This is a genomic window from Streptomyces sp. NPDC102514 (assembly GCF_055584525.1).
In genome coordinates this window covers 76,633-89,173 of sequence record NZ_JBVJLW010000007.1, presented here as the reverse complement: position 1 = coordinate 89,173, position 12,541 = coordinate 76,633, and the positions used below count along the sequence as shown (strand labels likewise).

Genomic DNA, 12,541 nt, shown 5'->3' with positions numbered 1-12,541 from the left:
GAGCCTGAAAGATGCAGCGTCATCTCATCTCGGCCGCCGACCTCACCCGCGACGACGCCGTCCTGATCCTCGACACCGCCGAGGAGATGGCCCGGGTCGCCGACCGGCCGATCAAGAAGCTGCCGACCCTGCGCGGCCGCACCGTCGTCAACCTCTTCTTCGAGGACTCCACCCGCACCCGGATCTCCTTCGAGGCCGCCGAGAAGCGGCTGTCCGCGGACGTCATCAACTTCACCGCCAAGGGCTCCAGCGTCTCCAAGGGCGAGTCCCTGAAGGACACCGCCCAGACCCTGGAGGCGATGGGCGTCGACGCCGTCGTCATCCGGCACGGCGCCTCCGGAGCCCCGTACCGCCTCGCGACCTCCGGCTGGATCGACGCCGCCGTCATCAACGCGGGCGACGGCACCCACCAGCACCCCACCCAGGCCCTGCTCGACGCCTTCACCATGCGGCGCCGGCTCGTCGGCCGGGACGAGGGCCTCGGCCAGGACCTCTCCGGCAGGCGCATCACGCTCGTCGGCGACATCCTGCACAGCCGGGTCGCCCGCTCGAACGTCGACCTGCTGCACACCCTCGGCGCCGAGGTCACCCTCGTCGCCCCGCCCACCCTGGTGCCGGTCGGCGTCGAGTCCTGGCCCTGCGAGGTCTCGTACGACCTGGACCGGACGCTGTCCAAGTCCGACGCCGTGATGCTGCTGCGCGTGCAGCGCGAGCGGATGAACGCGGCGTTCTTCCCGACCGAGCGCGAGTACTCGCGGCGCTACGGCCTCGACGGCGACCGCATGGCGAAGATGCCCGAGCACGCCATCGTGATGCACCCCGGGCCGATGGTCCGCGGCATGGAGATCACCGCCGAGGTCGCCGACTCGGCGCGCTGCACCGCCATCGAGCAGGTCACCAACGGGGTCTCGATCCGGATGGCCGTCCTGTACCTGCTGCTCGGTGGCAACGAACCCGCCGCCACCCACACCCGTACCGAGGAGAAGTAAGTCACATGAGCAAGATTCTGATCCGTGGTGCGAAGGTGCTCGGCGGCGAGCCGCAGGACGTCCTCATCGACGGCGAGACCATCGCCGAGGTCGGTACGGGTCTCTCGGCGGAGGGCGCCGAGGTCGTCGAGGCCGGCGGCCGGGTGCTCCTGCCGGGGCTCGTCGACCTGCACACCCATCTGCGCGAGCCCGGCCGTGAGGACTCCGAGACGGTCCTGACCGGTACGCGCGCCGCCGCGAGCGGCGGCTACACCGCCGTGTTCGCCATGGCCAACACCTTCCCGGTCGCCGACACCGCCGGAGTCGTCGAGCAGGTCTACCGGCTCGGCCGCGAACACGGCTACTGCGACGTGCAGCCCATCGGGGCCGTCACCGTCGGCCTGGAGGGCAAGAAGCTCGCCGAACTGGGCGCCATGCACGAGTCCGCCGCCGGAGTCACCGTCTTCTCGGACGACGGCAAGTGCGTCGACGACGCCGTGATCATGCGCCGGGCCCTGGAGTACGTGAAGGCCTTCGGCGGTGTCGTCGCCCAGCACGCCCAGGAGCCCCGCCTCACCGAGGGCGCCCAGATGAACGAGGGCGTCGTCTCCGCGGAACTGGGACTCGGCGGCTGGCCCGCGGTCGCCGAGGAGTCGATCATCGCCCGGGACGTCCTGCTCGCCGAGCACGTCGGCTCCCGCGTGCACATCTGCCACCTGTCGACCGCCGGCTCCGTCGAGATCGTCCGCTGGGCCAAGTCCCGCGGCATCGACGTGACCGCCGAGGTCACCCCGCACCACCTCCTCCTCACGGATGAGCTGGTGCGCTCCTACAACCCGGTCTACAAGGTCAACCCGCCGCTGCGCACCGAGCGCGACGTGCTGGCCCTGCGCGAGGCGCTCGCCGACGGCACGATCGACATCGTCGCCACCGACCACGCCCCGCACCCGCACGAGGACAAGGACTGCGAGTGGGCCGCCGCCGCCATGGGCATGGTGGGCCTCGAAACCGCGCTGTCGGTCGTCCAGCAGACGATGGTCGAGACCGGGCTGCTCGACTGGGCCGGCGTCGCCGACCGCATGTCCCTCAAGCCCGCCGAGATCGGCCGGGCACAGGGCCACGGCCGTCCCGTCTCGGCAGGTGAGCCCGCCAACCTCACGCTGGTGGACACCGCATACCGTGGTGAGGTGGACCCCGCGGGCTTCGCATCGCGCAGCCGCAACACTCCGTACGAGGGTCGTGAGCTGCCGGGCCGTGTCACGCACACGTGGCTGCGGGGCAGGGCCACGCTCGTCGACGGGAAGCTCGCGTGACATCACTCACCCCCTTTGCAGCGCAGATCGCCACGGAACTCACCACGGGCCGCGCCGTCGGCCTCGCGGCGGAGCAGAAGTCCGCCGAGGTGACCGACTGGGCCGCCCGCATCGGCTGGCTCGTCGGCCTGGTCCTGTTCATCGCGCTCGTCTACTGGCTGATGCGCGAGGGCTGGAAATGGCGCGGCACCCTCCAGGGCGACCTGCCCGAGCTGCCCGTCGTGCCGAGTGAGCCCGGTGCGGCCAGACTGACCATGAGCGGTCGCTACCACGGCTCGACGACGGCCGGGCAGTGGCTCGACCGCATCGTGGCGCACGGCCTGGGCACCCGCAGCAGGGTCGAGCTGACGCTGACGGACGCGGGTCTCGACGTCGTACGCCCCGGGGCGGCCGACTTCTTCGTCCCCCGTGAGCGACTGAGCGAGGCCCGGCTCGACAAGGGCATCGCGGGCAAGGTCCTCTCCGAGGGCGGCCTGCTGGTCGTCACCTGGGAGCACGGCGACAAGCTGATCGACTCAGGATTCCGCTCCGACCACGCGGCGGAGCACAACGAATGGGTCGACACCCTGAACCACATGACCGACCAGAGCAGCGACATCGACCAGAGCAGCGACACGGAAGGCGCACGATGACCACCTCCGACCAGGGAACCGCCTCGCAGCGGCACAAGGCGGCTCCCGCCGTACTCGTTCTGGAGGACGGCCGGACCTTCCGCGGCCGTGCCTACGGGGCCGTGGGGGTGACCTTCGGCGAAGCGGTGTTCTCCACCGGCATGACCGGCTACCAGGAGACCCTCACCGACCCGTCGTACCACCGCCAGGTCGTCGTGATGACCTCCCCGCACGTCGGGAACACCGGCGTGAACGACGACGACCCCGAGTCCGAGCGGATCTGGGTCGCGGGCTACGTCGTACGCGACCCCGCGCGCGTGCCCTCCAACTGGCGCTCCCGGCGCTCGCTGGACGCGGAGCTCGCCGCGCAGGGCGTCGTGGGCATCAGCGGCATCGACACCCGCGCGCTCACCCGCCATCTGCGCGAGCGCGGCGCCATGCGCGTCGGCATCTTCTCCGGCAGCGCGCTGCCCGACGAGGGCACCATGCTCACCGAGGTGCGCCAGGCCCCCGAGATGAAGGGCGCCAGCCTCTACGAGGAGGTCGCCACCAAGGAGACGTACGTCGTCCCCGCCGTCGGTGAGAAGAAGTTCACCGTCGCCGCCGTGGACCTCGGCATCAAGGGCATGACCCCGCACCGCATGGCCGAGCGCGGCATCGAGGTGCACGTGCTGCCCGCCACCGCGACCGTCGAGGAGATCTACGCGGTCGCCCCCGACGGCGTGTTCTTCTCGAACGGCCCCGGCGACCCGGAGCAGGCCGAGCACCCCGTCGCCCTCATGCGCGCCGTGCTGGAGCGCAAGACGCCCCTGTTCGGCATCTGCTTCGGCAACCAGATCCTCGGCCGCGCCCTCGGCTTCGGCACCTACAAGCTGAAGTACGGCCACCGGGGCATCAACCAGCCCGTGCAGGACCGTACGACCGGCAAGGTCGAGGTCACCGCGCACAACCACGGCTTCGCCGTCGACGCGCCGCTCGACAGGGTCTCCGAGACCCCCTTCGGGCGGGCCGAGGTCAGCCACGTCTGTCTGAACGACCAGGTCGTCGAGGGGCTCCAGCTGCTCGACCAGCCCGCGTTCAGCGTCCAGTACCACCCCGAGGCGGCCGCGGGTCCCCACGACGCCGCCTACCTGTTCGACCGCTTCACGTCTTTGATGAACACAGCTTCGATGGAGGGCCAGCGTGCCTAAGCGCTCCGATATCCAGTCCGTCCTGGTCATCGGCTCCGGCCCGATCGTCATCGGCCAGGCCGCCGAGTTCGACTACTCCGGCACCCAGGCCTGCCGCGTCCTCAAGGCCGAGGGCCTGCGGGTGATCCTGGTCAACTCCAACCCCGCGACGATCATGACCGACCCGGAGATCGCCGACGCCACGTACGTCGAGCCGATCACCCCGGAGTTCGTCGAGAAGATCATCGCCAAGGAGCGCCCCGACACGCTCCTGCCGACACTCGGCGGCCAGACCGCACTCAACACCGCGATCTCCATGCACGAGCAGGGTGTGCTGGAGAAGTACGGCGTCGAACTGATCGGCGCCAACGTCGAGGCCATCAACAAGGGCGAGGACCGCGACCTCTTCAAGGGCGTCGTCGAGGCCGTCCGCGCGAAGATCGGCCACGGCGAGTCCGCCCGCTCGGTCATCTGCCACACCATGGACGACGTCCTGGGCGGTGTCGACACGCTCGGCGGCTACCCCGTCGTCGTGCGCCCCTCCTTCACCATGGGCGGCGCCGGCTCCGGCTTCGCGCACGACGAGGAGGAGCTGCGCCGCATCGCCGGCCAGGGCCTCATGCTCTCCCCGACCACCGAGGTGCTCCTGGAGGAGTCCATCCTCGGCTGGAAGGAGTACGAGCTGGAGCTGATGCGCGACAAGAACGACAACGTCGTGGTCGTCTGCTCCATCGAGAACTTCGACCCGATGGGCGTCCACACCGGCGACTCGATCACCGTCGCGCCCTCGATGACGCTGACCGACCGCGAGTACCAGCGGCTGCGCGACATCGGCATCGCGATCATCCGCGAGGTCGGCGTCGACACCGGCGGCTGCAACATCCAGTTCGCGGTCAACCCCGACGACGGCCGCATCATCGTCATCGAGATGAACCCCCGCGTCTCGCGCTCCTCGGCCCTCGCGTCGAAGGCCACCGGCTTCCCGATCGCCAAGATCGCCGCCAAGCTGGCCGTCGGCTACACGCTCGACGAGATCCCGAACGACATCACGGAGAAGACCCCGGCGTCCTTCGAGCCGACCCTCGACTACGTGGTCGTCAAGGCACCCCGGTTCGCCTTCGAGAAGTTCCCCTCCGCCGACTCCACGCTGACCACGACCATGAAGTCGGTCGGCGAGGCCATGGCGATCGGCCGCAACTTCACCGAGGCGCTCCAGAAGGCGCTGCGCTCGCTGGAGAAGAAGGGCAGCCAGTTCACGTTCGTCGGCGAGCCCGGCGACAAGGCCCTTCTTCTGGAAGAGGCGATCCGGCCGACCGACGGGCGCATCAACTCCGTCATGCAGGCCATCCGCGCGGGCGCCACGCCCGAGGAGGTCTTCGACGCGACCCGGATCGACCCCTGGTTCGTCGACCAGCTGTTCCTGATCAAGGAGATCGCGGACGAGCTGGCCGCCGCCGACAAGCTGGAGCCCGAGCTCCTCGCCGAGGCCAAGCGGCACGGCTTCTCCGACGTCCAGATCGGCGAGATCCGCGGGCTGCGCGAGGACGTGGTGCGCGAGGTGCGCCACGCGCTCGGCGTGCGCCCGGTCTACAAGACGGTCGACACCTGCGCCGCCGAGTTCGCCGCCAAGACGCCGTACTTCTACTCCTCGTACGACGAGGAGACCGAAGTCGCCCCGCGCGAGAAGCCCGCGGTGATCATCCTCGGCTCCGGTCCGAACCGCATCGGCCAGGGCATCGAGTTCGACTACTCCTGCGTCCACGCCTCCTTCGCGCTGAGCGACGCGGGCTACGAGACCGTGATGGTCAACTGCAACCCCGAGACCGTCTCCACGGACTACGACACCTCCGACCGGCTGTACTTCGAGCCGCTCACCCTGGAGGACGTACTGGAGATCGTCCACGCGGAGACGCTGGCCGGACCGGTCGCGGGAGTGATCGTCCAGCTCGGCGGCCAGACCCCGCTGGGCCTGTCGCAGGCGCTCAAGGACAATGGCGTCCCGGTCGTCGGCACCCCGCCCGAGGCCATCCACGCCGCCGAGGACCGCGGCGCCTTCGGCCAGGTGCTCGCGGAGGCCGGACTGCCCGCGCCGAAGCACGGCACCGCCACCACCTTCGCCGGCGCCAAGGCCATCGCGGACGAGATCGGCTACCCCGTCCTCGTCCGGCCGTCGTACGTCCTCGGCGGACGCGGCATGGAGATCGTGTACGACGAGACGCGGCTGGCCTCGTACATCGAGGAGTCCACCGAGATCAGCCCCTCCCGGCCGGTCCTGGTCGACCGCTTCCTGGACGACGCGATCGAGATCGACGTGGACGCCCTGTACGACGGCCACGAGCTGTACCTCGGCGGCGTCATGGAGCACATCGAGGAGGCCGGTATCCACTCCGGCGACTCGGCGTGCGCCCTGCCCCCGATCACGCTCGGCGGCTTCGACATCAAGCGGCTGCGCGCCTCGACCGAGGCCATCGCCAAGGGAGTCGGCGTCCGCGGACTGATCAACATCCAGTTCGCACTGGCCGGGGACATCCTGTACGTCCTCGAAGCCAACCCGCGTGCCTCGCGCACGGTCCCCTTCACCTCGAAGGCGACCGCGGTGCCGCTCGCCAAGGCCGCCGCCCGGATCTCGCTGGGCGCGACCGTCGCCGAATTGCGCGCCGAGGGGCTGCTGCCGTCCGTCGGCGACGGCGGCGAGCTGCCGCTGGACGCGCCGATCTCCGTCAAGGAGGCCGTCATGCCGTGGTCGCGCTTCCGCGACATCCACGGCCGCGGTGTCGACACCATCCTCGGCCCGGAGATGCGCTCCACCGGCGAGGTCATGGGCATCGACTCGATGTTCGGCACGGCGTACGCGAAGTCCCAGGCGGGCGCGTACGGGCCGCTGCCCACCAAGGGGCGCGCCTTCATCTCCGTCGCCAACCGCGACAAGCGCTCGATGATCTTCCCGGCCCGTGAACTCGTCGCCCACGGCTTCGAGCTGTTCGCCACGTCCGGCACGGCCGAGGTGCTCAAGCGCAACGGCATCAACGCCACGATCGTGCGCAAGCAGTCCGAGGGCGAGGGTCCGAACGGCGAGAAGACGATCGTCCAGCTCATCCACGAGGGCGGCGTCGACCTCATCGTCAACACGCCGTACGGCACCAGTGGCCGCCTCGACGGCTACGACATCCGTACGGCCGCCGTGGCCCGTTCCGTGCCCTGCCTGACGACCGTCCAGGCGCTCGCCGCGGCCGTCCAGGGCATCGACGCGCTCACCCGCGGAGACGTGGGTGTGCGGTCGCTGCAGGAGCATGCGGAGCACCTGACCGCTGCCCGCGACTGAGCGTCGTGCTTGCCGCGGGTGTCTAGTCTGCGGGTCCGTCGTGGCTGGTCGCGCAGTTCCCCGCGCCCCTTCGGGGGCTCTGGCCCACCTTGAGGGGGACACCGAGGAAGGTGTCCCCCTCATTCATGAGGTTCTTGATGAGGAAACCGACCATGTACAAGCTCTTCTTCCGGCTCGCTTTCCAGCGCATGGACCCCGAGCAGGCCCATCACCTCGCCTTCCGCTGGATCCGGCTGGCCGTCCGCGTCCCCGTCCTGCGGACCTTCGTCGCCGCCGTGCTCGCGCCCCGGTACAAGGAGCTGCGGACCGAGGCGTTCGGGCTCCGGATGCACGGCCCGTTCGGGCTCGCGGCCGGCTTCGACAAGAACGCGGTCGCGATCGACGGCCTGTCGATGCTCGGCTTCGACCACGTCGAGATCGGCACGGTCACGGGGGAGGCGCAGACCGGCAACCCCAGGAAGCGGCTGTTCCGCCTCGTGCCGGACCGCGCGCTGATCAACCGCATGGGATTCAACAACGAGGGCTCCGAGGCCGTGGCGGAGCGCCTGAGGGCCCGTACGCCCGTCTTCAGGACCGTCGTGGGCGTCAACATCGGCAAGACCAAGGTCGTCCCCGAGGATGAGGCCGCCGCCGACTACGTGAAGTCCGCCGAGCGGCTGGCCCCGTACGCCGACTACCTCGTGGTCAACGTCAGCTCCCCGAACACGCCCGGACTGCGCAACCTCCAGGCGACCGAGTCGCTGCGGCCCCTGCTCACCGCCGTGCGCGAGGCCGCGGACCGGACCGTCACCGCGCGCCGGGTGCCCCTGCTCGTGAAGATCGCGCCGGACCTCGCCGACGAGGACATGGACGCCGTCGCCGACCTCGCGGTCGAGCTGGGCCTGGACGGGATCATCGCCACGAACACCACCATCGCGCGCGAGGAGCTGGGGCTGGCGTCCGACGCCTCCCTCGTCGCGGAGACCGGCGGCCTGTCCGGCGCACCGCTCAAGGCACGCTCCCTGGAGGTGCTGCGCCGCCTCTACGCGCGCGTGGGGGACCGGATCACCCTCGTGGGCGTCGGTGGCGTCGAGAACGCCGAGGACGCCTGGCAGCGCATCCTGGCCGGCGCCACGCTGGTCCAGGGCTACAGCGCCTTCGTCTACGAGGGCCCCTTCTGGGGACGCGGCATCCACAAGGGCCTCGCCGCCCGCCTGCGTACGAGCCCGTACGCCACCCTCGCCGACGCGGTCGGCGCCGACGTGAGGAACACGAGGAGCACGGTATGAGCCTGCTGAACGGTGAGGGTCCGGAGTCCTTCGGCGCCCGTCTGCGCCGCGCCATGGACGAGCGGGGCCCCCTGTGCGTCGGGATCGACCCGCACGCCTCCCTGCTCGCCGACTGGGGCCTGAACGACGACATCGGGGGCCTGGAGCGCTTCAGCCGCACCGTCGTCGAGGCGCTGGCCGACCGGGTCGCCGTACTGAAGCCGCAGAGCGCGTTCTTCGAGCGTTTCGGGTCGCGCGGTGTCGCCGTCCTGGAGAAGTCGGTCGAGGAGGCGCGCGCGGCCGGGGCGCTGGTCGTCATGGACGCCAAGCGCGGTGACATCGGCTCGACCATGGCGGCGTACGCCTCCGCCTTCCTGGAGAAGGGCTCACCGCTGTTCTCCGACGCGCTGACGGTCTCGCCGTACCTCGGCTACGGATCGCTGAAGCCGGCGGTCGAACTCGCCAGGGAGAGCGGCTCGGGGCTGTTCGTGCTCGCGCTGACCTCCAACCCGGAGGGCGCCGAGGTGCAGCACGCGGTGCGCCCGGAGGACACGGCCCTGCGGAACGTGGGCGCGACCATGCTGGCGCACCTCGCCGAGGAGAACGCGGGACAGACCCCGATGGGCTCCTTCGGGGCGGTCGTCGGCGCCACGCTCGGTGATCTCTCCTCGTACGACCTCGCCATCAACGGCCCGCTCCTCGCTCCCGGCATCGGCGCCCAGGGCGCGACCCCGGCCGACCTTCCCCGGGTCTTCGGAGCGGCGGTGCGCCAGGTGGTGCCGAACGTCAGCCGGGGTGTTCTGCGTCACGGACCCGACCTCGGCGCGCTACGCGCGTCGTCGGACCTCTTCGCGGAGGAGATCAGGGCGGCGGTGGAGGCGGCCTGAGGACTTCGGCGCGCGTCTTCCGGACGTCCCGCGTCTGAATACATGCTCAAATCCGGGGAGTTTTGTCGTAAATGTCGGACTCGACAGAGGCTGACCAGGACTTTTCCTCTGTTCTCGCTGACTCCGGCGGACTTGCCCGCTAGTCTCCGACCAGAGTCAACGGGCAGAAGTGTTGTCCGTTGCTCGCCAGGTGTGGGGCGACCAGCTTCCTCACCGGTCCGTATCCGACAGTTCGACATCCGAGGTGACGTAGGCGTGGCTCTTCCGCCCCTTACCCCTGAACAGCGCGCAGCCGCGCTCGAAAAGGCCGCCGCGGCTCGCCGGGAGCGGGCCGAGGTCAAGAATCGACTCAAGCACTCCGGCGCCTCGCTCCACGAGGTCATCAAGCAGGGTCAGGAGAACGACGTCATCGGAAAGATGAAGGTCTCCGCTCTCCTGGAGTCCCTGCCGGGCGTGGGCAAGGTCCGCGCCAAGCAGATCATGGAACGGCTCGGGATCTCCGAGAGCCGCCGTGTGCGAGGTCTTGGCTCCAATCAGATCGCCTCCTTGGAGCGCGAGTTCGGCGGCGGTGCGGCCTGACGTTCTCAGGCACCCCTGGGAACCTGGATAATCACCGCATGGCTGCAACACCCCGGGGGACGACCCCCGTATCCCCGGACGTAGGTCCGCGGCTGACCGTGCTCTCCGGCCCCTCAGGGGTCGGCAAGAGCACGGTCGTCGCTCATATGCGCAAAGAACATCCCGAGGTCTGGCTCTCGGTGTCGGCGACGACCCGCAGGCCGCGCCCCGGCGAGAAGCACGGTGTCCACTACTTCTTCGTCAGTGACGAGGAGATGGACAAGCTGATCGCCAACGGCGAGCTTCTCGAATGGGCGGAGTTCGCGGGCAACCGCTACGGGACGCCGCGCGATGCCGTGCTGGCACGGCTGGAGTCGGGCGAGTCGGTCCTTCTGGAGATCGATCTCCAGGGTGCCCGGCAGGTCCGCGAGTCCATGTCCGACGCCCTGCTGGTGTTCCTGGCCCCTCCTTCCTGGGAGGAGCTGGTGCGCCGGCTCACCGGGCGGGGCACCGAGCCGCCCGAGGTGATCGAGCGTCGGCTGGGCGCCGCCAAGATCGAGCTGGCGGCCGAGCCGGAGTTTGACACCACCCTGGTCAACACCTCCGTCGAGGACGTGGCTCGCGAGCTGCTAGCCTTGATGGAAGTTGTTTGATCTTTCAGGATCACCTTTAAGGTCGATTTCCACCTTTCGGAAGGCAGAGCGTGTCCTCTTCCATCACCGCGCCCGAGGGCATCATCAACCCTCCGATCGACGAGCTTCTTGAGGCAACCGACTCGAAGTACAGCCTGGTGATCTACGCGGCCAAGCGTGCCCGCCAGATCAACGCGTACTACTCGCAGCTCGGCGAGGGCCTCCTTGAGTACGTCGGTCCCCTTGTGGACACCCACGTCCACGAGAAGCCGCTGTCGATCGCCCTCCGGGAGATCAACGCGGGTCTGCTGACGTCGGAAGCCATCGAGGGCCCGGCTCAGTAGTATTTTCTGCTTGCAGTTCGTTTATCCACAGGCCCGGCAGCGCCCCTGCCGGGCCTGTGGTGTGTGATGGGGGCGTACGTACGTTTTCCGAGGTCCGGGGAGAGACGTGGACAAGCCGAAGGTCGTGCTGGGGGTCAGCGGTGGCATCGCCGCCTACAAGGCGTGCGAGCTGCTGCGCCGACTGACCGAGTCGGGACACGACGTGCGCGTCGTGCCGACCGAGTCCGCGCTGCACTTCGTCGGCGCCGCGACCTGGTCCGCCCTGTCCGGACACCCCGTCTCGACCGAGGTCTGGTCCGACGTGCACGAGGTCCCGCACGTGCGGATCGGCCAGGGGGCCGACCTCGTGGTCGTCGCCCCCGCCACCGCGGACCTGCTGGCGAAGGCCGCCCACGGCCTGGCCGACGACCTCCTCACGAACACCCTGCTCACCGCCCGCTGTCCGGTCGTCTTCGCGCCCGCCATGCACACCGAGATGTGGGAACACCCGGCCACCCAGGAGAACGTCGCGACCCTGCGCCGCCGGGGCGCCGTCGTCATCGAACCCGCCGTGGGCCGGCTGACCGGCGTCGACACCGGCAAGGGACGGCTGCCCGACCCCACCGAGATCTTCGAGGTCTGCCGCCGCGTGCTCGCGCGGGGAGCGGCCGAACCGGATCTCGCCGGCCGGCACGTCCTCGTCAGCGCGGGCGGCACGCGCGAACCGCTCGACCCGGTCCGCTTCCTCGGCAACCGGTCCTCCGGAAAGCAGGGGTACGCCCTCGCGCGCACCGCCGCCGCCCGGGGCGCCCGCGTCACCCTGATCGCCGCGAACACCGCGATGCCGGACCCGGCGGGCGTCGACGTCATCCAGGTCGGGACGGCCGTGCAGCTCCGCGAGGCCGTACTCAAGGCCGCCCCGGACGCCGACACCGTGGTCATGGCGGCGGCGGTGGCGGACTTCCGGCCCGCTGCATACGCGTCGGGAAAAATCAAGAAGAAGGACGGCCAGGAACCGGAACCGATCGTTCTCGTTCGAAATCCGGACATCCTCGCGGAGATCTCCGCGGACCGCGCCCGCCCCGGTCAGGTCGTCGTCGGTTTCGCCGCCGAGACGGACGACGTGCTGGCCAACGGCCGGGCGAAGCTCCTGCGCAAGGGCTGCGACCTCCTCGTCGTCAACGAGGTGGGCGAGCGCAAGACCTTCGGCTCCGAGGAGAACGAGGCGGTCGTGCTGGGCGACGACGGAAGCGAGACCCCTGTGCCCCACGGGCCCAAGGAAGCACTGGCCGAGACTGTGTGGGACCTCGTGGCGCGCCGACTCGTGTGAACGCCCCAACAACTTCAGGACACCCCACCCGTCGCACGCGGACACCACTTTTCACCGGCGCACAAGGGTGTGGGAACCTGGCGGAGACGGTAATTCGTGTCGCAGAATGCCCGTGCCGCAGGTCACAGCGCTTCCGAGAGGCGAGACAGTAGCCCCGCGACGGAGCGCGACCGATAAACTG

General features: G+C 69.8%; 11 protein-coding genes. All 11 read left to right on the top strand.

The genetic code is table 11. From position 1 onward, the window contains the following. The first annotated feature begins 11 nt into the window (after positions 1-11). Positions 12-989, top strand: a complete 978-nt coding sequence (locus ACZ60E_RS19295; protein ID WP_384810142.1) for an aspartate carbamoyltransferase catalytic subunit — start codon at positions 12-14, stop codon at positions 987-989. Positions 990-994: 5 nt separating this feature from the next. Then, complete coding sequence (locus tag ACZ60E_RS19290; protein ID WP_469441901.1) at positions 995-2,281, top strand: dihydroorotase; 1,287 nt, start codon at positions 995-997, stop codon at positions 2,279-2,281. A gap of 26 nt (positions 2,282-2,307) precedes the next feature. Further along, positions 2,308-2,913: a PH-like domain-containing protein gene (locus ACZ60E_RS19285; RefSeq protein WP_469442270.1), complete on the top strand. Its 606-nt coding sequence runs from the start codon at positions 2,308-2,310 to the stop codon at positions 2,911-2,913. Next, positions 2,910-4,082, top strand: a complete 1,173-nt coding sequence (gene carA / locus ACZ60E_RS19280) for a glutamine-hydrolyzing carbamoyl-phosphate synthase small subunit (protein ID WP_453794887.1) — start codon at positions 2,910-2,912, stop codon at positions 4,080-4,082. Before ACZ60E_RS19285 ends, carA begins: the two co-directional genes overlap by 4 nt. Then, positions 4,075-7,383, top strand: coding sequence for a carbamoyl-phosphate synthase large subunit (carB, locus tag ACZ60E_RS19275; protein ID WP_469441898.1), 3,309 nt, complete (start codon positions 4,075-4,077; stop codon positions 7,381-7,383). Before carA ends, carB begins: the two co-directional genes overlap by 8 nt. A 152-nt stretch (positions 7,384-7,535) precedes the next feature. Continuing rightward, on the top strand, positions 7,536-8,651 hold the full coding sequence (locus ACZ60E_RS19270) for a quinone-dependent dihydroorotate dehydrogenase (RefSeq protein ID WP_469441896.1): 1,116 nt from the start codon (positions 7,536-7,538) through the stop codon (positions 8,649-8,651). Beyond that, positions 8,648-9,517: an orotidine-5'-phosphate decarboxylase gene (gene pyrF, locus ACZ60E_RS19265; RefSeq protein ID WP_384810132.1), complete on the top strand. Its 870-nt coding sequence runs from the start codon at positions 8,648-8,650 to the stop codon at positions 9,515-9,517. Before ACZ60E_RS19270 ends, pyrF begins: the two co-directional genes overlap by 4 nt. A 255-nt stretch (positions 9,518-9,772) precedes the next feature. Beyond that, positions 9,773-10,096: an integration host factor gene (locus ACZ60E_RS19260; protein WP_005319887.1), complete on the top strand. Its 324-nt coding sequence runs from the start codon at positions 9,773-9,775 to the stop codon at positions 10,094-10,096. Between the two features lie 38 nt (positions 10,097-10,134). Then, positions 10,135-10,728, top strand: a complete 594-nt coding sequence (gmk, locus tag ACZ60E_RS19255) for a guanylate kinase (protein ID WP_384810129.1) — start codon at positions 10,135-10,137, stop codon at positions 10,726-10,728. A gap of 50 nt (positions 10,729-10,778) precedes the next feature. Further along, positions 10,779-11,051 carry a DNA-directed RNA polymerase subunit omega gene (gene rpoZ / locus ACZ60E_RS19250; RefSeq protein WP_005319902.1) on the top strand — a complete coding sequence of 91 codons (273 nt, stop codon included), beginning with the start codon at positions 10,779-10,781 and terminating at the stop codon, positions 11,049-11,051. A gap of 106 nt (positions 11,052-11,157) precedes the next feature. Further along, on the top strand, positions 11,158-12,360 hold the full coding sequence (gene coaBC / locus ACZ60E_RS19245; RefSeq protein ID WP_469441892.1) for a bifunctional phosphopantothenoylcysteine decarboxylase/phosphopantothenate--cysteine ligase CoaBC: 1,203 nt from the start codon (positions 11,158-11,160) through the stop codon (positions 12,358-12,360). Positions 12,361-12,541: the final 181 nt, after the last annotated feature.